This window comes from Methylobacterium sp. CM6246, assembly GCF_054818005.1.
On sequence record NZ_JBTXKY010000001.1, the window covers coordinates 3,204,745 to 3,228,383 of the forward strand.

The 23,639-nt window shown below is 67.4% G+C and carries 20 protein-coding genes; 10 read left to right on the plus strand and 10 right to left on the minus strand.

Features of this window, described 5'->3' with window-relative positions; genetic code table 11:
* Positions 1 to 135 precede the first annotated feature (135 nt).
* From ACYQPG_RS15745 to ACYQPG_RS15760, 4 genes are read right to left on the minus strand one after another with little or no spacing between them, the layout of a single operon-like run.
* Complete coding sequence (locus ACYQPG_RS15745) at positions 136 to 894, minus strand: ABC transporter ATP-binding protein (protein WP_147856343.1); 759 nt, start codon at positions 892 to 894, stop codon at positions 136 to 138.
* Between the two features lie 5 nt (positions 895 to 899).
* Entirely contained in the window at positions 900 to 2,747 is a 1,848-nt protein-coding gene (locus ACYQPG_RS15750; RefSeq protein WP_419829777.1) for a branched-chain amino acid ABC transporter ATP-binding protein/permease, read from the minus strand.
* Positions 2,744 to 3,619 (minus strand): branched-chain amino acid ABC transporter permease, encoded by an 876-nt coding sequence (locus ACYQPG_RS15755; protein WP_007562633.1) that lies wholly within the window; start codon positions 3,617 to 3,619, stop codon positions 2,744 to 2,746. The genes ACYQPG_RS15750 and ACYQPG_RS15755 overlap by 4 nt, the downstream gene beginning before the upstream one ends.
* 33 nt (positions 3,620 to 3,652) lie before the next feature.
* On the minus strand, positions 3,653 to 4,816 hold the full coding sequence (locus ACYQPG_RS15760; protein ID WP_147907257.1) for an ABC transporter substrate-binding protein: 1,164 nt from the start codon (positions 4,814 to 4,816) through the stop codon (positions 3,653 to 3,655).
* A 174-nt stretch (positions 4,817 to 4,990) separates the two neighbouring features.
* Between ACYQPG_RS15760 and ACYQPG_RS15765 the strand changes: the two genes are divergently transcribed.
* The gene (locus tag ACYQPG_RS15765; RefSeq protein ID WP_147938725.1) at positions 4,991 to 6,061 is read left to right on the plus strand and encodes a malate/lactate/ureidoglycolate dehydrogenase; all 1,071 of its coding nucleotides are present in this window, start codon (positions 4,991 to 4,993) and stop codon (positions 6,059 to 6,061) included.
* Positions 6,062 to 6,422: 361 nt separating this feature from the next.
* A complete protein-coding gene (locus ACYQPG_RS15770) occupies positions 6,423 to 6,833 on the plus strand; it encodes a DUF1236 domain-containing protein (RefSeq protein ID WP_147907259.1) in 411 nt (136 codons plus the stop codon).
* Positions 6,834 to 6,925: 92 nt separating this feature from the next.
* Here ACYQPG_RS15770 and fghA read toward each other — a convergent pair whose 3' ends face one another.
* The gene (fghA, locus tag ACYQPG_RS15775) at positions 6,926 to 7,759 is read right to left on the minus strand and encodes an S-formylglutathione hydrolase (protein WP_147938724.1); all 834 of its coding nucleotides are present in this window, start codon (positions 7,757 to 7,759) and stop codon (positions 6,926 to 6,928) included.
* A gap of 132 nt (positions 7,760 to 7,891) precedes the next feature.
* Positions 7,892 to 9,028 carry an S-(hydroxymethyl)glutathione dehydrogenase/class III alcohol dehydrogenase gene (locus tag ACYQPG_RS15780; protein WP_419829778.1) on the minus strand — a complete coding sequence of 379 codons (1,137 nt, stop codon included), beginning with the start codon at positions 9,026 to 9,028 and terminating at the stop codon, positions 7,892 to 7,894.
* A gap of 258 nt (positions 9,029 to 9,286) precedes the next feature.
* On the opposite strand from ACYQPG_RS15780, the gene ACYQPG_RS15785 reads away from it, so the two are divergent.
* The 5 genes from ACYQPG_RS15785 (at position 9,287) to ACYQPG_RS15805 (ending at position 15,781) form a co-directional block, all read left to right on the plus strand.
* Complete coding sequence (locus ACYQPG_RS15785) at positions 9,287 to 10,399, plus strand: FAD-binding domain-containing protein (RefSeq protein ID WP_419829779.1); 1,113 nt, start codon at positions 9,287 to 9,289, stop codon at positions 10,397 to 10,399.
* 184 nt (positions 10,400 to 10,583) lie between these two features.
* Positions 10,584 to 13,010, plus strand: coding sequence for a PAS domain S-box protein (locus ACYQPG_RS15790; RefSeq protein WP_147907263.1), 2,427 nt, complete (start codon positions 10,584 to 10,586; stop codon positions 13,008 to 13,010).
* A gap of 538 nt (positions 13,011 to 13,548) precedes the next feature.
* The gene (locus ACYQPG_RS15795; protein WP_419829780.1) at positions 13,549 to 14,988 is read left to right on the plus strand and encodes a hypothetical protein; all 1,440 of its coding nucleotides are present in this window, start codon (positions 13,549 to 13,551) and stop codon (positions 14,986 to 14,988) included.
* A 300-nt stretch (positions 14,989 to 15,288) separates the two neighbouring features.
* On the plus strand, positions 15,289 to 15,468 hold the full coding sequence (locus tag ACYQPG_RS15800) for a hypothetical protein (RefSeq protein ID WP_419829781.1): 180 nt from the start codon (positions 15,289 to 15,291) through the stop codon (positions 15,466 to 15,468).
* A gap of 136 nt (positions 15,469 to 15,604) precedes the next feature.
* Positions 15,605 to 15,781, plus strand: coding sequence for a hypothetical protein (locus tag ACYQPG_RS15805; protein WP_187278610.1), 177 nt, complete (start codon positions 15,605 to 15,607; stop codon positions 15,779 to 15,781).
* 105 nt (positions 15,782 to 15,886) lie between these two features.
* Here ACYQPG_RS15805 and ACYQPG_RS15810 read toward each other — a convergent pair whose 3' ends face one another.
* On the minus strand, positions 15,887 to 16,618 hold the full coding sequence (locus tag ACYQPG_RS15810; RefSeq protein WP_147942017.1) for an SDR family NAD(P)-dependent oxidoreductase: 732 nt from the start codon (positions 16,616 to 16,618) through the stop codon (positions 15,887 to 15,889).
* 82 nt (positions 16,619 to 16,700) lie between these two features.
* Between ACYQPG_RS15810 and ACYQPG_RS15815 the strand changes: the two genes are divergently transcribed.
* Positions 16,701 to 17,093 carry a winged helix-turn-helix transcriptional regulator gene (locus ACYQPG_RS15815; RefSeq protein ID WP_419829782.1) on the plus strand — a complete coding sequence of 131 codons (393 nt, stop codon included), beginning with the start codon at positions 16,701 to 16,703 and terminating at the stop codon, positions 17,091 to 17,093.
* Positions 17,094 to 17,996: 903 nt separating this feature from the next.
* On the opposite strand, the gene ACYQPG_RS15820 is transcribed toward ACYQPG_RS15815, so the two are convergent.
* Positions 17,997 to 20,588 (minus strand): hypothetical protein, encoded by a 2,592-nt coding sequence (locus tag ACYQPG_RS15820; protein WP_419829783.1) that lies wholly within the window; start codon positions 20,586 to 20,588, stop codon positions 17,997 to 17,999.
* Between the two features lie 432 nt (positions 20,589 to 21,020).
* Here ACYQPG_RS15820 and ACYQPG_RS15825 point away from each other — a divergent pair, with 432 nt between their 5' ends.
* Complete coding sequence (locus ACYQPG_RS15825; protein WP_461231215.1) at positions 21,021 to 21,191, plus strand: hypothetical protein; 171 nt, start codon at positions 21,021 to 21,023, stop codon at positions 21,189 to 21,191.
* Between the two features lie 513 nt (positions 21,192 to 21,704).
* On the opposite strand, the gene ACYQPG_RS15830 is transcribed toward ACYQPG_RS15825, so the two are convergent.
* Positions 21,705 to 22,130 (minus strand): VOC family protein, encoded by a 426-nt coding sequence (locus tag ACYQPG_RS15830; protein WP_419829784.1) that lies wholly within the window; start codon positions 22,128 to 22,130, stop codon positions 21,705 to 21,707.
* Positions 22,131 to 22,403: 273 nt separating this feature from the next.
* Positions 22,404 to 22,706 (minus strand): hypothetical protein, encoded by a 303-nt coding sequence (locus ACYQPG_RS15835; protein ID WP_147939627.1) that lies wholly within the window; start codon positions 22,704 to 22,706, stop codon positions 22,404 to 22,406.
* Positions 22,707 to 22,792: 86 nt separating this feature from the next.
* Between ACYQPG_RS15835 and ACYQPG_RS15840 the strand changes: the two genes are divergently transcribed.
* A protein-coding gene (locus tag ACYQPG_RS15840) for an IS5 family transposase (protein ID WP_147942043.1) occupies positions 22,793 to 23,598 on the plus strand; the annotation gives its coding sequence in 2 pieces (ribosomal slippage) (positions 22,793 to 23,129 and positions 23,129 to 23,598; 807 coding nt in all).
* Positions 23,599 to 23,639: the final 41 nt, after the last annotated feature.

Consider the following 23,639-nt stretch of genomic DNA (forward strand, 5'->3'; position numbering starts at 1 on the left):
GTCACGGCTGCGCCTCCGGCTTGCAGCAGGCGGCGCCGGGAGGCCGATTTGCGATCACGCACGAGAGGCCTCACCGCGCCTTCGGGATTGTGACGGTGAAACCGGGCGCGGTCCGGGCGGTTCCGGGCTGCGGCGTCAGGCGGCGCTGCCCGCCGCGGCGCGGCCGCCGAGATACGCGGCGCGGATGTCGTCGTTGGCCCAGAGCGCCTGCGGATCGCCTTCGAGGACGAGGCGGCCGGTCTCCAGCACGTAGCCGCGGTCGGCCACCGACAGGCCCATGCGGGCGTTCTGCTCGACCAGCAGCACCGTCGTGCCGCGGCGCCGCACCTCCGCGATGATCGCGAACACCGCCTGGACGATCACCGGGGCGAGGCCGAGCGAGGGCTCGTCCAGCAGCAGGAGGCGCGGCTTGGCCATCAGGCCGCGGGCGAGCGCCACCATCTGGAGCTGGCCGCCCGAGAGGGTCCAGCCGAGCGCGTCGCCGAAGCGCCGGATGTCGGGGAACAGCTCGAACATCGCCTCGACCTCGTCGCGCAAGGCGCGTTTCGGGACGCCGGACCGGTTCGAGGCGCCGAGCATGATGTTCTCGCGCACCGTGAGCCCCGGGAAGACCCGGCGCCCCTCGGGCACGTGGGCGACGCCGAGGCGCACGATCGCTTCGGGCTTCAGGCCGTGGAGCGGCTGCCCGTCGAGCAGGATGCTGCCGCCCGCCGGCTTCACCAAGCCGGAGATCGCCTTGAGGGTGGTCGACTTGCCGGCCCCGTTGGAGCCGAGCAGGGTCACGACCTCGCCCGTGCCGACCACGAACGAGAGCCCGCGCACGGCCTCGATCTCGCCGTAGCGGACGGTGAGGTCGCGGATCTCCAGGACCGGGTTCGACACGGCGGTGCTCATCCTGCTCAGGCCGGCGCGAGATCGGTCTTCAACGCGGTCTGGAGCCCCGCGCCCGGCCCGGTCGCGGCGTCCTCCCCGAGATAGGCCTCGATCACGGCGGGTTCGCGCAGCACGGAGGCGGTGACCCCGTCCGCGATGCGCCGACCGAAGTTCAGGACGGTGACGTGGCTCGCCACGTCGCTGACCAGGGTCATGTCGTGGTCGATGATCAGGATGGTCAGGCCCTTGGCCGCCATCCGGCGCAGCAGCACCGTCAGGGCGTTCTTCTCGCTGGAATTGAGCCCGGCGGCCGGCTCGTCGAGGAGCAGCAGCGTCGGGTTGCCGGCGAGCGCCCGGGCGATCTCGATCAGGCGCTGGTGCCCGTAGGAGAAGCCCGAGATCGGCTCCTGCGCCCGCGCCTCCAGCCCGACGAAGGCCAGGGCGGCGCGCGCCCGGGCCTCCAGCGCCGGCCGGTCGCTTGCGCCAAGGGGGTTGTTCGGGCGCTCGGCGCCGATCACCACATTCTCCAGGGCGCTCATCGAACGGAACAGGCGGATGTTCTGGAACGTGCGCCCGATCCCGACCGCGGCGCGCCGGTGCGGGGGAAACCGGGTGATGTCCCGGTCCTGGAGGCGCATGCTGCCGCCGGTCGGCGTGTAGAGACCGGACAGGACGTTGAGCGTCGTGGTCTTGCCCGAGCCGTTCGGGCCGATCAGCGCGTGGATGCCGCCGCGGGTGACGGTGAAATCGATCGCGTCCACGGCCTTGAGGCCACCGAAATGCTTGGACAGGCCTGACACGGTCAGCAGCGTCGCCGAGGCGTCGCGCTCCTGGCTCAGGGTCAGCTCCGGGGCGGGCGCAGGCGCAGGCTTGGCAGGCCGCAGCCGCCGGACCTGATCGCCCAGAAATCCCCAGATGCCGTCGGGCATGAACACGACGATCAGGATCACCGCGAGCCCGTAGATCGCCAGGTACAGGCCCGGGATCTCCTTGAGGAAGCGCAGCCATTCCGGGATCAGAATCAGCAGGCCCGTGCCGATCACCGCGCCCACCGGCGAACCGACGCCGCCCAGCAGCGCCATGGTCAGGAAGACGATGGACTCGGCGAAGGAGAACTGGTCCGGGCTGATATACGTGAAGCTGCCGGCAAACAGGCCGCCGCCCAGGCCCGCCAGCAACGCCCCGATGGCGAAGGCCGCGACCTTGGTGCGGTAGACGTCGATCCCGCTGACGCCCGCGGCCAGTTCGTTGTCGCGCACCGCCCGCATGGCGCGCCCGAGCCGGGTCCGCGGCAGGTGCCAGACCAGCCAGCCGACCACCGCCAGGACCAGCACGCACAGCGCGAGGTAGCTCTGTCCATCCGCGAACAGCGCCGGGCGGCGGATGTTCGGCACCCCGTCCGGGCCGTGGGTGACCGGGATCCAGTTGGTCAGGACCAGGGTGAGGATCTGCTGGAACGAGATCGTCACCATGGCGAGGTAGTGGCCGCCGAGCCGCAGCGTCGAGGCGCCGAGCACCGCCCCGAGCACGACCGCCAGCGCGAGCCCGATCGGCAGGCACAGCCAGAAATTCAGGCCGTGATCGACCGTGCCGAGGCCGACCGCGTAGGCGCCGATCCCGAAGAAGGCGGCCTGGGCCAGGTTGATCTGGCCGCACAGCCCGAGCACGACGGTGAGCCCGATCACCGCGATCGCGTAGGTCGCGGCCTGCATCAGGATGTTGAGGACGTAGCCGGTGAGCGGCGTGGTCGCGGCGAGCGCCACGGCGGCTGCGGCGAAACCCGCATAGGCGAGGCTGCCGAGCGGCATCGGCCGGGAGGGCCGGGGGGCGGTCCCCGAGAGGGTCGGGTTGGCCGTCGTCGGATCGGCGCTCATGCTTTCTCCGCCACACGCTCGCCGAACAGCCCCTGCGGGCGCACGACCAGGAAGGCCACGAGGACGATGAAGGCGAAGGCGTCCTTGTACGGCACCGAGACGTAGGCCGCTCCGAAGGTCTCGATGATGCCGAGCGCCAGCCCGCCGATGATCGCGCCGGTCACGTCGCCGAACCCGCCGATGATCGTCGCGGCGAAGGCCTTCAGCGCGATGGTCGCACCCATCTGGATCGACACGAACAGAACCGGTGCCACGAGGATGCCGGCGATGCCGCCGAGCACGGCGCTGTAGACGAAGGTGAGCATGATCATGCCGGCGACCGGGATGCCGAGGAGCGCCGCCATCTCCTTGTCCTGGGAGGTCGCCTGGAGCTTCTTGCCGACCAGGGTGTGCTCGAAGAACCAGTACTGGAACGCCACGAGCGCCGCGGTCACCGCGATGATCAGCAGGTACTGGCTGTCGAGGAAGACCGGGCCGAGCAGGAAGCCCTGCGTCTCGAACACCGGCGGCAGGACCTGCGGCTGCGGTCCGTAGAGGGCGAGCGTGGTGTTGGCCAGGAAGATCGAGGCGCCGATGGTCGAGATGATCACCGGCAGGTAGGTGCGGTGGCGCAGGGGATAGTAGACGCCGAGGTTGAACAGGGCGCCGAGCAGAGCCATCCCGCCGATGGTGAGCAGCACCGAGAGCCAGTACGGCCACTCGAGATCGACGGCGAACACCACCATCAGGAAGGCCGCGACCATCGAGAACTCGCCCTGCGCGAAGTTCACGACGTTGGTGGCGCGGAAGATCAGCACGAAGCCCAGGGCCACGAGGGCGTAGACCGAGCCGATGCCGATTCCGGTGAAGAGGAGCTGGAGGATCAGGTCCATGTGCGCGCCCGTGCCCCGTCCGCGACGACGTGTTCAGCCCTGATAGAAGTCGATGCGCCGGTCGAACGTGATCGTGCCCTTGTCGTTGCGCACGACGTTGTAGCCGTGCAGGCCGTCGCCGTTCTTGTCGAAGTTGTAGGTGCCCTCGGCGCCCGCGTGGCCCCGCACCGCCAGCAGCGCCTCGCGGATCGCCTGCGGGTCGGTCTTGCCCGCCTTGTTGATCGCCAGCGCCAGGACCGTCACCGCGTCGAAGGTCCAGGAGGATTGGTTGTCGGGGGCGATCTTGGTCGCGGCGCGGTAGGCCTTGCCGTAGGCCCGGGCCGCGTCGCTCGATTCCTCCGCGTAGTCGGCCACGCCGTAGGTCCCGTAGAGCGAGGGCCCGGCGAGCTTCAGCGCCGTGACGTTGGTGATCGAGGGCGAGCCGACCCAGGGGGCGGTGACGCCGAGCTGGCGGAGCTGGCGGGCGAAGATGCCGAGGTCGTTCTCGAAGGTGAAGTACGAGCCGATCACGTCGGCCCCGGCCTGCCGGATCGCCAGCACCACGGGGGTGAAGTCCTGGCCCTGGTTGGCGTAGCCCTGGTCGAGCACGACCGTGGCGCCGACCTTACCCAGGCTCTCGGTCAGCGCCTTGGCGCCGCTCGTGCCGAAGGCGTCGGTGGAGTGGATGATCGCCCACTTCTTCTTGCCGAGGCCGTTGACGCCGTGCTCGGCGATCACCCGGGCCGAGAAGCTGTCGTTGGGCCGGAAGCGGAACATCCACGGGTTGCCGAGCTGCGTCAGCACCGGGTCGGTGCCGCCGAAGCACATCGGCTTGCCGGTCTTGAGGATGTCCGGCGCCATCGCGTGGTTCTGCGTGGAGCGGACCGAGCCCAGGAAGCCGACGAGATCGGGCTGCGAGGCCAGCTTGGAGAAGGCCAGCACGGCGCCGGGATTGGTGGTCTGGTCGTCCTCGGTGACGATCTCCAGCGGCTTGCCGAGCACGCCGCCGGCCTTGTTGACCGCCTCCAGGGCGATCTTGGCGCCGTTGAGGGCGAAGCGCCCCGCATCCGCGCCGGGGCCCGTGACCGGCAGCACCATGCCGATCCGGATCGTCGCGCCGGCGCCCTGCGCGTGACTCGATCGGATCACCCCCGGGGCGAGGCCGCTCGCAGCCGCGCAAGCGGCACCCGTCAAGAAAACGCGACGCGTCGTCTTCATCGGCATTCCCGTCCCGCCGCCGGTTCTTGTGCCCGACGTTGATTGTATTGGGCCATGCGGAACGCTTCATTGTCTATCCCGCGTCACCCGAACCGGTCGCCTTGCGGGTTAAGAAAGCCTAGGATCGTTACCCGAACGCGCCCGACGAGGCGCGACGACGGGAGATAGACCATCATGCGGATCGACGCCGCCGGACTGACCGCCTTCGTGCGGGACATCTTCGTTCGGGAGGGCTGCTCGGAGGCGGAAGCGGGGCGGATCGGCCAGTTCCTCGTGGCCGCCAACCTCACCGGCCACGACAGCCACGGGGTCATCCGGGTGCCGCGCTACGTCGCGTGGCTGCGCGACGGCGAACTCGTGGCCGACCGCAGCCCCGAGGTGCTGATCGACGGGGGTGCCTTCGCGCTGGTGGACGCCCATTACGGCTTCGGCCAGACCGCCGGCCCGTTCGCCACCGATCTCGGCATCGCCAAGGCCGGTGAGCACGGCGTCTCGGTCATCGCCCTGCGGCATGCCGGGCATCTCGGGCGGATCGGCGAATGGGCCGAGCGTGCCGCCGCCGCGGGCCTGATCTCGGTGCATTTCGTCAACGTCGCCGGCAGCCTGCTCGTCGCGCCGTTCGGCTCGGTGGAGCGACGCTTCTCCACAAACCCCGTCGCGGCCGCCTTTCCGCTTCCGGGGCGCGACCCGATCGTCCTCGACTTCGCGACCTCGGCGGTCGCCGAGGGCAAGGTCCTGGTGGCTTCGCAGGGGGGCAAGCCCCTGCCCGAGGGCGTGCTGATCGAGCCGGATGGCCGCCTCAGCGCCGACCCGACCACCTTGTTCGGCCCGCTCGACGGGCCGGACCGCGACAATCAGAAGGGCACGGGCGCGATCCGGGCCTTCGGCGAGCACAAGGGCTCGGGCCTGTCGCTGATGTGCGAACTCCTGGCCGGCGCGCTCACCGGCTCCGGTACGGCGGGGCCGGGCAAGCGGCGGGTCTGCAACGGCATGCTCTCGCTCTACATGACGCCGAGCGCTTTCGGCTCGGACGACGCGATCGCGGCCGAGGCGCGCAGCTATCTCGATTTCTTCGCCTCCGCCCAGCCGGCGCCGGGTGGCGCGGTGCTGCTGCCCGGGGAGCCCGAGCGCCGCATGAAGGCGGAACGCCTCGCCGAGGGCGTGCCGCTTCCCGAGCCCGTCTGGGAGACGCTGCTCGCCGCCGGCCGGCCGCACGGCCTCGACGGGCAATCCTACTGCGCCTGAGGGGGCCCGGTCTCCCGAGCGGGGCGCCCCCCCCTTGGGCAGGATCTCGACGGCGCGCATCAGGGGCGCGCCGGGGCGTGAAACGGTTCGCTAACTGAAGCCGCCCACCCTCGCGCGCATGTCCAAGCGAACGATCCGAACGGCGAGGGGCGTCCTCTGGATCGCGGCCCTCGCACTCTGCTGTTTTTCGGCCGTGATGCTGGTGAAGGCCAACCGCCCCGCGGAGCGGTCGGTCGCGGCGCCGTCATCCTCCGATCCCGTCACGACGGGATCCATCGACCGGGCTCCGATCCGATGGTGCGGGGCCGCCCCGTGGTGCCGCTGACCGTCGCTACCGTTTCCACTGCTTGACGAGGATCTCATGCGACACTGGATCTCCCTGCCGATCGTGCTGATGCTCGGCTTCGTGACGCCGGCTCACGCGCAAGGCCTGGCGCGCGGCGCGCAGGACGGTCGGGAGCGCGGCGAGGCCATCGCGGGCCCGCTCGGCGCCGTGGTCGGCGGCGCGATCGGTGCCGCCGTCGGCACGGCCAACAGCATCCTCGGGATCGACCGGCGGGACCGCTTCCGCATCTACGCGATCGGCGAGCAGCGGCCCTCCTTCGCCTACGCGGGGCCGGTGCGGGTCGGGACCGTCCTGCCGGAGGACGGTGTGGTCTATTACGACGTGCCGGCCGAATTCGCGCTGCCGAACTACAACTACACCATCGTCAACGATCACCCCGTGCTGGTCGAGCCGCGGACGCGGCGCATCGTCGAGGTCATCGATTAGGGGCTGCACGCATCCGCGCGGAGCCGAGGTGTCACGCCGCCGGGACGCGCCCGGCGGCGTGGTCGTGATCGGCGCGGGGCGCCGACGCGATGTTACTTCAGGCGCGCGGCGGCCCAGGCGATGTGGTCGGCCATGAAGGTCGAGATGAAGAAGTAGGAGTGGTCGTAGCCCTCGCGCATGTTGAGGGTCAGTGCGATCCCGGCCTTCTTGCAGGCCTCCTCCAGCAGCCAGGGGCGCAGGCCGTCCTGGAGGAAGCTGTCGGCGGTGCCCTGATCGACCAGGAACTCGGGGAAGCGCTTGCCGTCCTCGATCAGCGCGGTGGCGTCGTGGGCGCGCCAGGCGGCCGTGTCGGACCCGAGGTACTTCTCGAAGGCCGGCTTCGACCAACCGGCCGTCGCGGGCTGGGCGATCGGCGCGAAGGCGGAGCAGGACTTGAAGCGCTCCGGGTAGGTCAACGCGATGGTGAGCGCGCCGTGGCCGCCCATGGAATGGCCGAAGATGCCCTGGCGGGTCATGTCGGCGGGGAACTCCTTCGCGATGAGGGCCGGCAGCTCCTCCGTCACGTAGCTCCACATCCTGTAGTTCTTGTCATAGGGCGCCTGCGTGGCGTCCAGATAGAACCCGGCGCCGGAGCCGAACTGCCAGTTGCCCTCCTCGTCCGGGATGCCGGGGCCGCGCGGACTGGTGTCGGGGGCCACGATGATCACGCCGTGCTCCGCGGCAGCGGCGCGGTACTCGCCCTTGTCCATGACGTTGGCGTGCGTGCAGGTGAGCCCGGACAGGTACCACAGCACCGGCACCGGGCCCTTTTCGGCCTGGGGCGGCACGAACACCGCGAAGGTCATCGGGCATCCCGTGGTCTGCGCGTCGTGCTTGTAGACGCCCTGCGTGCCGCCGTGGGCGCGGGCCTTCGAGACGGTTTCCATCAGCTGTGATCTCCTGCTCGGGAGGCGGGAGCCCCGCTCGGGGGCTGGATCGCGGGCCCGGGTCTTCGAGAATGCGAGGACGTGCGCGGGGCTCCCCGGCCTTGCAGGCGGGGAGCCCCGGATCGGTCTTCCTCAGTAGACGACGACGGAGCGGATCGACTTGCCTTCGTGCATGAGGTCGAAGGCGTGGTTGATCTCGTCCAACGGCATGGTGTGGGTGATCAGATCGTCGATGTTGATCTTACCCTCCATGTACCAGTCGACGATCTTCGGCACGTCGGTGCGACCGCGGGCGCCGCCGAACGCCGAGCCCCGCCAGACCCGGCCGGTGACGAGCTGGAACGGGCGGGTCGAGATCTCGCGGCCGGCCTCCGCCACGCCGATGACGATCGACTCGCCCCAGCCGCGATGGCAGCATTCGAGGGCCTGGCGCATCACGTGGACGTTGCCGGTGCAATCGAAGGAGAAGTCGGCGCCGCCGCCCGTGAGATCGACGATGGCCTGGACCACCTTGTCGGTGCCGACCTCGTTCGGGTTGATGAAGTGGGTCATCCCGAACTTGCGGGCCATGGCCTGCTTCTCCGGGTTGATGTCGACGCCGATGATCTTGTCGGCACCGACCATCCGGGCGGCCTGCAGCACGTTGAGGCCGATGCCGCCGAGGCCGAACACCACCACGTTAGCGCCGGGCCAGACCTTGGCGGTGTAGATCACCGCGCCGATGCCCGTGGTCACGCCGCAGCCGATGTAGCAGATCTTGTCGAAGGGGGCGTCTTCGCGGATCTTGGCGAGCGCGATGGCCGGCAGGACCGTGAAGTTCGAGAAGGTCGAGCAGCCCATGTAGTGGAACACGGTGTTCGACCCGCCGGGATTGCCGCCGGTGGAGACGCAGGAGAAGCGGCTGGTGCCGTCCGGCATGACGCCCTGGCCCTGGGTCGCCCGGATCGCGGTGCACAGGTTGGTGCGCTGCGAGAGGCAGGACTTACAGTTGCGGCATTCCGGCGTGTAGAGCGGGATGACGTGGTCGCCGGGCTTCAGCGTGGTCACGCCGGCGCCGACCTCGCGAACGATGCCCGCGCCCTCGTGGCCGAGGATCGCCGGGAACTTGCCCTCGGAATCGAGTCCTGAGAGGGTGTAGGCGTCGGTGTGGCAGATGCCGGTGGCCATCAGCTCGACGAGAACCTCGCCGGCCTTGGGCCCTTCGATGTCGATGGTCTCGATGGTGAGAGGCTTCTTGGCTTCCCACGCGACCGCGGCGCGCGTCTTCATCACGTGTTCCTGTTGTTTGGACGATCACGGACGGCGTCGAACGGCCGACTCTTCGGCGCGCCTCGCCCTGGGGCGGCACACCGAACGGTCCGAAAATCTGGGGTGTGTTTGATGGTTCTGGCGCCGAGATGCAACGTGTGCGTCCGCGTTTCGGGTACGTCCCCCGTTCGAGCGGTCCGGGGAATGGGTCGCATCCGCACGGCTTGGGCGGCGCGCTAACTGCGGGGCATGGACCCTACCTTTCCCGTGAATCGCCCCATGACCCGAGCCGCCGGGCTCGACCGGCTCGCCGCCTTCCTGGCCGGAGCCGGGGCCGATTACGCCGCCTGCCGCAACACCGACCGCGGTCCCGGCCGCGCGCCGACCACCTCGGCCCTCTCACCTTACCTGCGCCGGCGCCTGATCACGGAGGCCGAAGTCGCGGCCGCCGCCGAGAACGCGTTCGGCGACGGCGGCGCCGAGAAGTTCGTGTCCGAGGTGTTCTGGCGGACCTACTTTAAGGGCCATCTGGAGACCCACCCGTCCGCCTGGACGGACTACCACGCCCGGGTTGCTTGCGACCGGGAGCGGCTCGCCGCCGAGCCCGGACTGCGCCGCACCTACGCGATGGCGGTCGAGGGCCGGACCGGGATCGACGGGTTCGACGACTGGGCCCGCGACCTCGTCGAGACCGGCTGGCTGCACAACCACGCCCGGATGTGGTTCGCCTCGATCTGGATCTTCACGCTGCGCCTGCCCTGGGCGCTCGGAGCCGCGTTCTTCATGGACCACCTGGTCGATGGCGATCCGGCGAGCAACACCCTGTCCTGGCGCTGGGTGGCGGGGCTGCACACCCGGGGGAAGCACTATGTCGCCCGTGCCGAGAACATCCGGCGCTACACGGAGGGCCGCTTCGACCCCGTCGGCCTCGACGAGGAGCCGGACGCCCTCGACGAGGCGATGCCGCCCCGCGAGGTCCCGCTGCCCCGGGCCGAGACCGTGCCGGCAGGTGACATCGCGCTGCTGCTGCATCTCGACGACCTGCACCCGGAGAGCCTGCCGCTGGGGGACTCCCGGGTGGTTCGCGTCGGCGGCCTGCTGGTCCATGCCCCCGGGGCCTCCGAGCGGGTCCGGGCAGCCGACGCCGAGGCGATGGCCGATGCGCTGCAACGCTCCGCGGCGCAGTTCGGCTGCGAAGCGGGCCCGGTCGAGGCGGGCTGGTCCGGGGATCGTCCGGTCGTCACCGCCTGGGCTCCGGTGGGCCCGTCGGCCGATGCCCTGCCGGAGGATTGCATCCGGGTTCGCCGTGCATGGGACGAGACCGCCTGGCCGCGATCCACGCGCGGCTATTCCCGCCTGCGCTCGGTGATTCCCGCGGTCCTGACAGCATGAGGTCCCGGACCCGTCCGCCGCCGACTGTCCGCGCCGCGCTGATTTGAATCGTCGCGGTTCCGGGTCTTCCGGCCCCGGTCTTCATGGCGACCGACCCGGCAGATACGGTATGGAGCCGCCGGACGGCCTGACCGTTGGGAGACCGACGGCCAGGTCTGGCGACGCGGGGGCGGGATTTCGCTGCATGGATGTCGAACACGACGCGCTGCGTCGGCGCCTTCAGGAGGCCGAGGCCGAGATCGAGCGTTTGCGGGCGTACAACGCGAGCGCCGTGCATGCGCCGAGCGGCAACGAGCGCACGTCGGCGGCCGGGATCGACCTCCTGTTCACGGCGGCGGAGAAGACCCGCATGCCGCAGATCGTCACCGATCCCAACCTGCCCGACAATCCCATCGTCTTCGCCAACCGCGCCTTCCAGGAGCTGTGCGGCTACGGCGCGGAGGACCTGATCGGCCGCAACTGCCGGTTCCTCCAGGGGCCCGGGACGGATCCCGCCGACGTCGCCAAGGTCCGCGACGCCATTGCGGCCCGCCGCGACGTGGTCGTCGAGATCCTGAACTATCACCGCGACGGCAGGCCGTTCCGCAACGAACTCTACGTCAGCCCGGTCTTCGATGCGGACGGGCAGCTGCGCTACTTCTTCGCCAGTCAGCTGGACGTTACTCGCTTCCGCACCGAGGAGGAGCGCCTGGCCGAGAGCGAGGCGCGCTACCAGACCCTGTTCGAGGCCATCGATGCCGGCTTCTGCGTGGTGGAGATGCGGTTCGACGCCGAGGGCCGCGCGGTCGATTACCGCCTGATCGAGGTCAACCCGGCCTTCGAGCGCCATACCGGCCTGCGAAACGCGGCGGGGCGCTGGGTCAGCGAACTCGTTCCCGATCTCGAACCGTCCTGGTTCGAGACCTACGGTGCGGTCGCCATGACCGGGCGCTCGGTGCGCTTCGAGAGCGCCGCCGTGTCGATGGGGCGCTGGTTCGACGTCCATGCCCTGCGCGTCGGCGAGCCGGCGCGGCGGCGCGTCGCGATCCTGTTCAACGACATCACCGACCGGCGCCGCCTCGAGGATCACCTGGAGACCGCCGCCCGCGAGCGGACCGACGAGCGCGACACCCTGTGGCGGGCGAGCCGCGACCTGTTCGTGGTCTGCGGCTTCGACGGCGTGTACCGGGCGGTGAACCCGGCCTGGACCGCGACCCTCGGCTGGACCTCCGAGGATCTGGTCGGCGCCCGGTTCGACGCGTTCGTACACCCGGACGACCGGACGCTCGCGGAACAGGCGCTGGAGCGGGTGATCGCCGTCGGCGACGTCGACGACGTCGATGTCCGGTTCAGGACGCGCGACGGCGCCTATCGCTGGATCTCGTGGAACGTGGTCCCGCGCGGCGACCACTTCTACGCGGCGGGTCGGGACGTCACCGAGCGGAAAGCCCTCGAGGAGCAGCTCCGCCAATCCCAGAAGCTGGAGGCGGTGGGCCAGCTCACCGGCGGGGTGGCGCACGACTTCAACAACCTGCTCACCGTGATCAAGTCGTCTACCGACCTGCTCAAGCGCCCGAACCTCCCCGAGGAGCGCCGCACCCGGTACGTCGACGCCATCTCGGACACCGTCGCCCGCGCCGCCAAGCTGACGGGCCAATTGCTGGCCTTCGCCCGGCGCCAGGCGCTCCAGCCCGAGGTGTTCGACGTCGGCCGCGGCGTGGCTTCGGTCTCCGACATGGTGCGGACCCTGACGGGGGCGCGCATCCACGTCGACATGCAGGTCGTGCCCCTGCGGGACGCGGCGGGGCTGGAGAGCCCGTGCCTGATCGACGCCGATCCGAGCCAGTTCGATACGGCTCTGGTGAACATGGTGGTCAACGCGCGCGACGCCATGGCGGGCGAGGGCCGGATCACCATCCGGGTGCAGCCCGTGAATCGCGTCCCGGCCGTGCGGGCCCACCCGGCGATACAGGGGGATTTCGTCGCGGTCTCGGTCACCGATACCGGCACCGGCATCGCCCCCGGTGACCTGGAGCGGATCTTCGAGCCGTTCTTCACGACCAAGGGGGTGGGGCAGGGCACCGGTCTGGGCCTCAGCCAGGTGTTCGGCTTCGCCAAACAGTCCGGTGGCGAGGTCGTCGCCGAGAGCCGCCTGGGCGCGGGCAGCACCTTCACCCTGTATCTCCCGCGGGCGGTGGCTGCGGCTGTCCCGGAGGCCGAGGCGCCCGAGCCCGCGGCCCTGGCCGACGGCCACGGCACCTGCGTCCTCCTGGTCGAGGACAACCTCGAGGTCGGCGCGTTCGCCGCGCAGGCCCTGCAGGAACTGGGCTACAGCACGGTCTGGGCGACGGACGCGGAGAAGGCGCTACGCGAGTTCGAGCGTGTCCCGTTCCGCTTCGAGGTCGTGTTCTCGGACGTAGTGATGCCCGGCATGAACGGGGTCGAGCTGGCCCACGAGATCCGCCGCCGGCAATCCGACCTCCCGGTCGTCCTGGCATCGGGCTACAGCGACGTGCTTGCAGCGCACGGCACCCACGGCTTCGAGCTGCTGCGCAAGCCGTACTCGGTCACCGACCTGTCGCGCATCCTGCGGCGCGCCGTCGAACGGGCACGGTCGCCGGCCCGGCGCTGACGGACGGGATCTCCCGCAGGCTGCGCGCGCAGGGAAGGGCACACTCCCCGCGGTGTGGGCGGCCTGAACTGAACCAGCGCCGGGACTGGCAACCGGGCGCCGAGGCCAACCCGCGACGAGATCGCCACGGCGGAGATTGATCGGAAAGGCCAAGCGTTCAGCTCACCGGCCCCTGGCCGGCCAACTGCGCTAATTGGCACGTCACCAGTACGCGGACGTACGGAAGCCGGGCTTTAACCCCAGGCAAACCGACACGTTACGCTGACGTCCTAAGGCATTGAGAAAATTGGCGCACCCGACACGATTCGAACGTGTGACCTTTGCCTTCGGAGTGTACGACACACAGTTTTACTGGCGGTCTCAAGCGTTCAAGAATAATGCGCCGGGCGGCGGCAGTCGTTACCAAGGTCTTGTTCCGCAAGGGAAACGGCGCTCACCGCCGTTTCACGGGCCGGAACGCTCACTTCGGCCGTCGCCGGACCACGCGTCCGCCGCTCGGCACACCTTTGGCACACCTCCCGCGAAGCACACGAATCCCATGCCCACCCCCCGCACCTCCGCCCGGACGCACCAGCGCGATCAGCGACGCGACACCTACGACAGCTACGGGCGCCTCGACCTCGGACACGGCGTCACGCTCTATCGGCATCCGCGCTCGCAGAACATCTACGCCGATTACCGCTTTGGCCCCAACGATCGTGTGCGAGAATCGACCAAGACGACGGACCTCGCGATGGCGGAGACGGTCGCGAATCGCCGCCGCAAGGTGCTTGAAACCCGCAAGAAGGCCGGACAGCCCATCTCCTTGAACGGACCGAGCGTGGGTGACATCCTTGAGCGCTGTCTTGAGGACCTCGTTCGTCGATTCGACGCCGGGGTGCGGAAGCTCGGGCCGGAGATCTCGGTCATGCGCCGTAACTTCCTCCCGTTCTGGCGGCAGGTGCCGGTGGCGGATCTCGGTCGGCAGCAGTTCTACGCTTGGGAACGCTGGCGTCTGGAGCAGAACGGGGAGGGGGCTGCCGTCGCGCCGTATCGGCGCGGGGATCAGACGGTGTCGGTTGGACGCCGCCTTCAACCGCCCGCTGCCACGACCCTGCGGCGCGAGAAGCAGTATTTCGTGAAGGCCCTGGCTTGGGCGAGCGATCGGCCCACGCCCCTCGTCAGCGACGAGGTCGTTCACGAACTCCGCCATCTGCCCCGTCCGCGCGAGACCAAAAAGCAGCGGGCCGCCGAGGATCGGCGCGACGCGCTCTCGCGCGAGCAGGTCGCCGCACTCTTGGAAGAGTTCGAGCGCATCGAGGCCACCGAACGTGCCCGTGTCAGGAAGCTGGGGGAGGGGGGGCGGCGCAGGAACTTCGACCGGCGCTTGATGGCGTTGCACGTCCGGTTGCTGCTGTGCTCCGGCATGCGCCCCGGCGTCGAGATCCTCGAACTGACCTGGGATCGCATTCGACAGGTCTGCAACGAGCATGGCGAGGACATCGTCGTCATCGACCCTTGCGGCGATGGCAAGACCGGCCCGCGGATCGTGAACTGCGATCCTGAGGCCATCGATGTGCTCTTCGACCTGCGCGCGCTCCTGACGGAATTCGGCTTCCCGACCGCGGGACGCACGACCCTCTGGCCCTCGCGTCGCGGTGGCGTCGTGCGGGACATGGGCACCAGCTTCAAATCGACCCTTCGGCGACTCGGTTTCCAGGCGACGGCCTCCGGCGAGGCCCTCTATATTTGTCGCCACACTTATCTGACCGAGCGGTTGCGGCGGGGTGTCACCTCGGACATCTTGGCGATCAATTGCGGCACCTCCGTCGAGATGATCACCCGCCATTACAACCACCTTCGGGCGGAACACATCAGGGCTGCACTCCGGCCCGTGGATGCAGGGAGTCCGCTGCGTCTCAGGTCCAGCCAGTCGGCCCGCACGAACGCCCCGAAGATCGGCATTGATGCGAACGGGCAGGCGCTCGTCCTGCGCTGAGAGGTTCAAGAGCGCGAAGTTTACTCGACCAGACAGCGGACGCTGGAGATGCCGCTGTGTGGCCGAGGCGAGGCCATCCGAGTAACGGTGCCTATGAGGTCGCGACGGAAATCGTCTAGACGCATTACGTCATCGGAACATCCGCGCCCAACTCGAACCGCGGGAAGCCTCTGACGAACGATCCTGGGCACAGCAAACGATTTTGACGGAAAGCACACTCGCCGAGATCGCACGAAGCGGATCAAGGCTGGGCACGTGATGTGAGAGATCTCAGTCGGCGACGACTACGGGCTGAACTCGATGCTTCGTCACTACAAAATCGTCGGCTGTCACTCGCCGGGGCACCCGCCGTTCATCGAGATCGACGACGCCAAGAGACTGAAGGCCGCCACCGAGGACCTCATCGAGAAGTTCTACCTCGACGCCGAAGAAGCCGCGGCGCTACGCGACCACCGTCAAATGAGAACAGGCCCAGCGTGATCGACCTCGTACGGACTTGATGGGCTTACACGTGAAACAAGGCGGATGACCGAATCGGTCGTCGATATCTGGTGATCCGTCTCCAAGCCATCCATCCGGCCTGGGAAGCCGCGAACGGCTTAAAGAAGCGTGCCCCATGGCCCGACTCTACGAGATCATCAGCGGGCTGTTGTGTCACCCGGTCTTCGAAATTGTGTACTGCACCGCCGGGTATGAGGCGGCCGTTCAGGCGCTCACCGATCGTTACAGCCTGGACGACGGAGAGATCCGATCGTTGCGCGACATCGTCGAGAGGACGATCAAGCGGACGTAGTTGAAACTTGACGCCCGGCTTCGCCCGCACAGAATGGTTTCAAGATGGTCCGCTTCGAGCAGGCAAACCGGCCAAAGCGGACACGCTGAAACTGCGATTCAGGGGCTAGATCTGTCGCATCCCACCATCGACGCACAGTTCGGCCCCCGCGACAAAGCTCGCCTCGTCGCTCAGAAGGAACAGTGTGGCCGCCGCCACCTCCTCGGGACGCGCCATGCGGCCGAGCGGGATTGGCGCGATCAGTGCGGCCCTCTGCTCCTCAGGCACGCTGGCCATCATGGCGGTGTCAGTTGGGCCGGGGGCCACCACGTTCACGCGGATACCCTGCGGAGCCAGTTCTGCTGTCCATGTGCGCGCGTAAGAGCGCAGCGCCGCCTTCGTCGCGCAATAGGTCCCGTAGGGCGTGATTCCTGCGGCATCGGCGATCGACCCCATCAGCACGACCGAGCCACCCCGTCCCATCGCACTCAACGCCGCTTGCAACCCGAAGACGGCCCCACGGACGTTGACCGCAAAGTGCCGGTCAAAATGCTCGGGCGTCCCGTCGCGCAGGGTCGCCGGTTCCGAGATGCCCGCGTTGAGGACCAGCGCATCGATCCGGCCATGTGTCTCCCGCACCGTCGCCACGACGTGGTGCAAATCTTCCTGTAGGGCCGCATCCGCGACGAGACCCCGCGCACCGCGCCCGATCCTCGCGGCGGCTGCCTCGACCTCGTCGGCGCGCCGTCCGGTGAAGACGACCGACGCGCCCTCGACCGCCAGCCTCTCGGCGACCGCAAGGCCGATGCCCTTCGCCCCGCCGACCACGAGCGCAACCTTGTCCACCATGCGAGCCATCGCGGCATCCCTTCATCTGCAACGGCGCATGAGATACACGGCATATATCTGCTATCAAGAACGCACTTAGGTTAGCCTAGATATGGCCGATGATACTGATCTCGATATCCTATCCGCGTGCGCGCTCGCCGACATGGCGCAGGTCCGCCCGGTGCTGGACAAGATCGCCGACAAGTGGACGATCCTGATCCTCACGGTGCTCTGCCCGCGACCGGCACGGTTCAACGCGATCAAGCGGCGGCTCGACGGCATCACGCACAAGGCGCTGGCGGACGCGCTCAAGCGGCTGGAGCGCAACGGTATGGTGACCCGGACAGTGCTGCCGACCGCGCCCATTGGCGTCGAGTATGCGATCACCCCGCTTGGCCATTCCCTGCGCCAACCCTTCGAGGCGCTCTGCGCGTGGGCACTCGACAATGGCGAGGCGATTGAGGCGGCCAATCGCGAGCATGACAGCCTTAAAACAAGGCCGTGAGAACGCGTCCGCTTTCGGTTCGCCAGATGGTGAACCGCTATGTCTTATCCGTGTCGAACCGGTCCCTCATGCCGGGCAACAAGCGTTGGGACTCGCTTTGTACTCCCAGCGAAAGGCCATATCGCCGACGCGATCCCGCGGTCCCCGCAGTCCGCCCCCGCCCCCGCCCGCCCTAACTTATGAGATCGCCCCAGCCGATCACCTCTGGTTGCCATCCGCGGAACCTGGAGAACCGGATGCACTGGGACGCCTACGAGCGGGTGATCAAGAAAATCACCTTGCCCCTCCATGAGGACCACGTCTTCTACGACCGGGGCCTGTTGTGGGGGGAACGAGGCCGGGGTCCTGGCAGTCATCGAGACCCACGAACTCGATCCCCAGGAAGCCGCCGTCGTCCGTGAACTCGCGACCCGTATTCCCCTTGGGTGGCGAATTCGGCGGCGCCGGAGACGACCGACACGCCGGGCGGCGTCTTCGTGATGATCTACTACGTCGGGTCCCGCGACGGGATCGACTAACCCATATCGGCGCCCGCAGACGCGGCCGTTTCGAAGAGAAGTCCGAACTGGAGTCGCCGGGCCTCCGTCAGATCAGGCACGCGATCTTCCCGCTGGTGGAGATCTTCATCGGCGCACGAGCCCGGTGTCGAGCACGCAAGCGGGATCACAACCTTCTTCTAGTGGCGATCTTCCACCACGCCCGGTGCTCTTCGATCCACTCGATAACGTGCCGATCTCGCCTGTGTCTTCAACGGGTTCGAGACCAGTCGGTGCGGGCGAACTCGCGTATGTTCGTCTACCCAGACACTAGTCGATCAGTGTGTCCTGGACGACGAAGAGATCCGGGCATTGCGCGATTTCGTCGAGCGGACGATCCAGCGCGCCTGACTGACAGTGATGACCATCAACGTGTAACCATCTTCCAGAGGCGCGGGATCTTGCCCTTGAGTGCGGCAGACGAACGCCGGGCTGCAACAGCAGCGGCCGTGAGATGAACTTCGAACTCCGATTGGTCGCACCCGGCTCGGCGAAGACGCCCGGCGAGGCGGCAGAAGTTACGGTCGCGCTGTCCCGCCCGATCACCTTCCAGCGTCCACCAGTCGAGCGCAGCCTCGATCCTGAACTCCTTCTTCCGCACGAACTTGATGGTCTGCTGCGCGAACAGCGCCGCTTGAAGCCGTTGAAGGCGCGGATCCGCCTTCGGGTTCGAGGCAGTCGGTGCTGTGGGAGACCGCACGGGCAGGATGGCCGGTCGCTCGGGAACTGGGCACATCTCGATCCAATCGAACACCGGCAGCGCTGCGCGCTGCCCCCCGGCGAAATCGTGGAAGAAGGCGTCCGCGGGATAGGCACCCAGGCTCGGGACAAACAGCCGTGCGACCGGGTTGAGCTTCGAACGATCGAAACCGTGAGCGCCCATGAAGTCCTTGCGGCGCGACACAGCCGGGTCCTTCCCGATCTCGTCGGCGTGGAAGTAGCCCTGATCGTTGAGCAGGGCGATGATCCTGGCGGTGATAAGGGCGTAGCCTTCGATGTCGAGAACATGGTCGGTCTCAATGATCACGCGCCACTTCGGCAGCGTCGCGGTCGAGGACCACGTCGAGTAGATCATCATCCTCAAGCCGGGGAACAGCGCCGCGAACTGCTCGGGTGAGAGGTCGCCACCATCGTTGTCGAGGATGATGTGGCGCGCGTAGGCCATGTTGACGTAGCCGCAGCGCTTGCCCTGCGGGTTATCGTTGCGCGTGATCGGCACGAAGTACGCTGGGCTCCAGAGCCAGCAGTCCTCCTTGCGCGCGTGCCTCTCCTGCGAGAGGTCGCGGAAGTCCGCCACGACGCCGTCGAACGAGGCGCAGGGCTCGACGTGACCGACGTTCTCGTGAAGGTCGGCGTCGAAGTACGTGCCGTGGAACTTCTCGCAGTCGATCGTGGTGTCCGCGATGTTCAGGGTCTCCTCCATCGTCTCGGCGATGAGGGTGGCCTGAGCCACGTCCCGATCTGCGATGCCGCACCCGTTGACGAGCTTCAGGCGCAGTTCGCGCTCCAGCCGGACGGCCTTCTCGTAGTCCTGGCGTTCGCGGTAGGCGCGCTGACGGTCCGGACCCGAAGCATAGATCTTGGGCCGCCCGGTCTGCGATTGACGGACCGCGTGCTCGGGCAGGCCAAGTTCGAGCCGGTGAAGCCGGGAGCCGGGGAAGAGAATGTGGAGGTACTCGGCCGTCGAGCGATCCGGCACGTACAGGGTCTTCCGGGTCATGCTGTCAGGGTCGCGCAGGCTGATGCGCAGGGCGCCCTGGTAGATCACCTGCTGGTGAAAGGCGGTGAAGACCTCGTCATCGCTCAAGTCGGCGATGTGCTTCAGGAAGGCGATGAGGTCGGGCTTCGGGTTGGCTGCCAGGAGCAGGACGGCGGCGTCGAGGTGCTGGAACGTGTTGAGCCCGTGCGCGAAGGGGGGCAAACGCACGCCGCCCACGAAGCACTTCTCGACGCCGACGTGGCCGTTGTTGGCCAAGACCGCGATCGGTTGATCCCCGACCCGCTCGAGCACCGCGTCCACGAATGCATCACGATGTGTGCGCCCGGCCGCATCACCCGCGATCTCTTTGTTCGCGAACGTCTTCGACCAGCGCCCGTCGTAGGCGAAGTCGATGTCGAGCAGGTGGCCGTTGCCGTGCTCGGTGTAGCGCAGCGAGAAGGTCGAGGTGATGTCGCGGAACACCACGTGCTTGGCAAACATGCGTGACCACAGGAGGTACATCAAGGTGTCGGTGAAGTTCGCCGCCATGACGATGACCTGTCGCCAACCCTTGAGCACGGAAGGGTTGAGGACCGAGAAGGCATCCAACCGGCGCGGGACGCCGTGCACATCGGCTTCGGTGATGAGGGCGTTGTACCGGGCCGCCTGGACGTAGACGATCCGGTGTTTCGACACGACGGCCGACGCGAACGGCTGCATGCGCTCGTAGACCTCGTCCCCGCCGCGGTTGCGCGCGATGTCGTCGAGCTTGCGCGAACCGATCTTCTTACCGATCGCCCAATAGCTCGGGTCGGTCGAACGCGTGATCTCCAAGTGCTCCGTCACGAAGGCGTGCGTGTCCGGCAGTTTGAAGGAGAACGCTTCCTGCACGTCCAGGGCCTCGTCGATGATCACGGTCCAGCCATCTCGGAACGAGGCGTACGTCTCGGCGAGGCGGACGAAAGCGGCGTGAGTGATCACCAGGATCTCGCCGCGGCCCTCGACCGCGTTGTTGATGTGGTCGATCACGGCCTTGGTGATGCCGCCGTTCAGCCGCGTCCGCTCGGAGATCTCGGTGACGTGGCTTGGGTCGATGCCGAGGCGCGTGAACGTGGTCTCGACGGTCTCGCAGATCAGCCGGTTGAGCAACTGGACGAGGATGATCTTCTCGCCCCGGACAACGCGCGCCTTCATGTCGTCGGTTGCGCCGTAGGTCTTGCCCGCGCCGCCGGGCGCGTTCACGAAATCGATTTGCTGCACGAAGTATGTCTCGTCTCGAATATGCGCCCTTCGTAGCTCAGACGGGGCGTGGGGATGAAGAAAATGCGTTACGAAAGTACCTATATATGAAAGGTATTTCGTAACGGAATTTGAAGTCTTGGATCCGTCCCAGTCCGTCTACCGGAGCCGCAGGCACAATAAACATGACGTGCGCGATCTCGTCCGGTCAATTTCCTCGTGCAGATCGCGCGTGACCTTCGAGCCGAAGACTTCGTGGCGCAGCCCGACGGCGTGGTAGAGCAGCCCGAGGATCTCGGGCTGCTCTACCACGCCGTCGCGAGCGGGTGGGCGCGCCTGCCGCGCCTACCCCTCGATACGCACGAAGATCATCGTGGTGATGACGATCCAGTACCGCCCCTTGGGCACGATCAAGGGATCGCGCACCTCCCGTGATCGAGGTAGCCTCGCGGCATGATCGAAGGCGACGATCCTACCCTGAAGGCGGTGGAGGTTCTCGTTGCGGCCGACTTCATGGTCGAGCGCTTCGACGAGGATCCCACGCTATGTCGGGTGAACGGTGAGGTGATGACCGGCGCCGAACTCCTCGACGAGGCGCGGCGGTTGGGGCTCATGGGTGAGTAGGACCGGTTTACGGTCGCTCTACGGCATGGCAGCCGCGATACACCGGGCGATCACGCACCTCGACGGGATCGCCCACGACCTCCCGACCGCACGAAGTCGTCTCGATCTTCTCGCGGACATGGGCGAGATCGAGATGTCGAAGAATGGCCAACAGATACGATCAGAAGCCCCATGGGCGGCCGTTGGGTCAGGGCTGCCTTCTGATCGCCAAAGCCGGTGAAACCCTCCCCACGCACCGGATTTCGCTCGGTCCGCCCGAGTGGAAGAAGATCACGGGGTCGTCTTCGACGTGCCGATCGGTCAGGACGAGATCGTCGTGACGGAGTAGGGTTTGAAGGACCACCTTGATGCGGAAGACACGGCCGAGAAGACCGAATTCGTTTTTGCCTCAAAGATCGTCTTAAAGAAGCGCATCTCGAAGGGCTTCTAGCGGACACAATCTGACACTTGGCACCCACTCGTGAGATTGGCTTAGGGTGGTGAGCCTGCATCGGCAGCGATACACCCAAGCCGCTATTCCGGTAGGCTGAGACCGCCATCGGCCGCGAGGGCAAAGCTTGGGTTCCATGCGACCTCCCACAGGAAGCCATCGAGATCGGCAAAGTGGCCATGATAGCCGCCCCAGACCGCTTCCCGTGCAGGACACGTGACGCATCCCCCCAGCGCCTCCGCCTGGACGAGCACGGTGTCCACCTCGTCCCGGTTTCGCGTATTGTAGGCCAGGGTCAGGCCCTGTGATGGTGCGGTTTGCAAGGGAACCCCGGCATCGGCGACCAAGTCGGCGCGAGGATACAGCGAAAGGCCGATGCCGTTGAGTTGGAAGAAGGCGACGCCTTCAGCCGCGATAATTTTCCTGGGCCATCCCAACCCTTCGTAGAAGGTCGTGGCGCGAACGAGATCGGCGACACCCAGGGTCACGAGACTGAGGCGTGGTTCCATAGCTGCGATCGGCTCAATTACGTGGCTGTTATCAAGGATAACACAGCGTTGGAAGCCCCCCCCTCGCGGTGAGTGCCAAGTGTCTGACTTGGACCACTAGGACGCGGTGTCGAGGAAATCAGACCCAGATCGGGCGATGGTGAAGGCCCGGTCGTCGTCGGCATCGTGACCAACATGTTCTTCGACGAATGGTGCGTGCGGTGATCGGCACGGCGAAGATCATCTCGGGACGCTATGCCGCTTAATCGCGGACTCGCCGCCCACGAACACGGATCAATCTCGCTTGGCCGCCGCTTGTGCGAGGATCAGAATGCGGCGCCGTATCTCTGGATCGCTGATGCGCCGGTAGGCCAGCAGCAGTGCTGCGCAGGCTTCGTCGAGATCAGCCTTTCCGCTGGGAGGGTCGGCTTCAGATCCGACCAGCGGGTCAGACGTGCCGTGCAGCGTGGCCTGCGGTAGTTGCAACACGTCGGCAATGCGCTTCAGCAGTCGCATCTTGCGGGCACGCTCTGCCGCGGCTTGATCCTCCGGGGCGAAGCTGAACGCACGCCCACATCCGTCGTCGTGCTTCGCCATTTCAGTTCCGCCGCCAGTTGCAGGTGCGCAGGATTTAGAACGCCTAACAGAACGGCACCGAGCTTGGTTTTCAGCGTTGGTTTGGCATGGCCAGACTGCTTCTCCCCGATGATCTCTGGGATGAGATCGCGCCGCTCCTCCCGCCGCCTCGGCCGCGTCCGAAGGGCGGGCGTCGTCCAATTGAGAACCGGGCCGCACTCACGGGCATCCTGTTCGTGCTGCGCTCGGGGCTGCCGTGGGAAATGCTGCCGGCCGAGATGGGCTGCGGCTCCGGCATGAGTTGTTGGCGGCGACTGCGGGATTGGCAGGCGGCGGGCGTTTGGAGCCGTCTGCATGACTTGTTGCTGGAGCGCCTGCACGCAGCAGGGGAGATCGACTGGAGCCGGGCTTGCCTGGACAGCGCGTCTGTCCCGGCCAAAAAGGGGGGCCTGCCACCGGCCCGAACCCGACGGATCGGGGCAAGCCGGGCACGAAGCGCCATCTCGTCACCGACGCGCGCGGCACGCCGCTCGGCTTCTGCCTGAGCGGTGCCAACCGGCACGACACCGTCATGATGGCGGCCACCCTCGATGCCATCCCGTCTGTGCGGAGCGGTCGGCGCGGACGACCGCGACGTCGTCCAGACAAGCTGCACGCTGACAAGGCTTACGATGCCAGACCCCGCCGCCAGGAGTGCCGGGTGCGGGGGATCGTGCCGCGCATCGCACGTAGGGGCATCGAGAGCAGCGAGAAACTCGGTCGTCATCGTTGGGTCGTGGAGCGCACCCACGCTTGGTTCAACCGATTCCGTCGATTGCCCATCCGCTACGAGCGACGCGCAGACATCTACGAGGCCTTCACGAGCCTCGCCGCCAGCCTCATCACTCTCAACCAGATCAGACGGTTCTGTTAGGCGCTCTTAGATACCCTTGTTGCGAAGCGACGCAAGATTAT

What these genes read in the sequence shown, in the direction of transcription:
- ACYQPG_RS15790 (WP_147907263.1), top strand. Translation starts at nt 10,584, where the DNA reads ATGGATGTCGAACACGACGCGCTGCGTCGGCGCCTTCAGGAGGCCGAG.
- fghA (WP_147938724.1), bottom strand. Translation starts at nt 7,759, where the DNA reads ATGGAAACCGTCTCGAAGGCCCGCGCCCACGGCGGCACGCAGGGCGTC.
- ACYQPG_RS15795 (WP_419829780.1), top strand. Translation starts at nt 13,549, where the DNA reads ATGCCCACCCCCCGCACCTCCGCCCGGACGCACCAGCGCGATCAGCGA.
- ACYQPG_RS15780 (WP_419829778.1), bottom strand. Translation starts at nt 9,028, where the DNA reads ATGAAGACGCGCGCCGCGGTCGCGTGGGAAGCCAAGAAGCCTCTCACC.
- ACYQPG_RS15765 (WP_147938725.1), top strand. Translation starts at nt 4,991, where the DNA reads ATGCGGATCGACGCCGCCGGACTGACCGCCTTCGTGCGGGACATCTTC.
- ACYQPG_RS15825 (WP_461231215.1), top strand. Translation starts at nt 21,021, where the DNA reads ATGATCGAAGGCGACGATCCTACCCTGAAGGCGGTGGAGGTTCTCGTT.
- ACYQPG_RS15785 (WP_419829779.1), top strand. Translation starts at nt 9,287, where the DNA reads ATGACCCGAGCCGCCGGGCTCGACCGGCTCGCCGCCTTCCTGGCCGGA.
- ACYQPG_RS15745 (WP_147856343.1), bottom strand. Translation starts at nt 894, where the DNA reads ATGAGCACCGCCGTGTCGAACCCGGTCCTGGAGATCCGCGACCTCACC.
- ACYQPG_RS15770 (WP_147907259.1), top strand. Translation starts at nt 6,423, where the DNA reads ATGCGACACTGGATCTCCCTGCCGATCGTGCTGATGCTCGGCTTCGTG.
- ACYQPG_RS15800 (WP_419829781.1), top strand. Translation starts at nt 15,289, where the DNA reads ATGCTTCGTCACTACAAAATCGTCGGCTGTCACTCGCCGGGGCACCCG.
- ACYQPG_RS15760 (WP_147907257.1), bottom strand. Translation starts at nt 4,816, where the DNA reads ATGAAGACGACGCGTCGCGTTTTCTTGACGGGTGCCGCTTGCGCGGCT.
- ACYQPG_RS15750 (WP_419829777.1), bottom strand. Translation starts at nt 2,747, where the DNA reads ATGAGCGCCGATCCGACGACGGCCAACCCGACCCTCTCGGGGACCGCC.
- ACYQPG_RS15835 (WP_147939627.1), bottom strand. Translation starts at nt 22,706, where the DNA reads ATGGCGAAGCACGACGACGGATGTGGGCGTGCGTTCAGCTTCGCCCCG.
- ACYQPG_RS15805 (WP_187278610.1), top strand. Translation starts at nt 15,605, where the DNA reads ATGGCCCGACTCTACGAGATCATCAGCGGGCTGTTGTGTCACCCGGTC.
- ACYQPG_RS15810 (WP_147942017.1), bottom strand. Translation starts at nt 16,618, where the DNA reads ATGGCTCGCATGGTGGACAAGGTTGCGCTCGTGGTCGGCGGGGCGAAG.
- ACYQPG_RS15755 (WP_007562633.1), bottom strand. Translation starts at nt 3,619, where the DNA reads ATGGACCTGATCCTCCAGCTCCTCTTCACCGGAATCGGCATCGGCTCG.
- ACYQPG_RS15830 (WP_419829784.1), bottom strand. Translation starts at nt 22,130, where the DNA reads ATGGAACCACGCCTCAGTCTCGTGACCCTGGGTGTCGCCGATCTCGTT.
- ACYQPG_RS15815 (WP_419829782.1), top strand. Translation starts at nt 16,701, where the DNA reads ATGGCCGATGATACTGATCTCGATATCCTATCCGCGTGCGCGCTCGCC.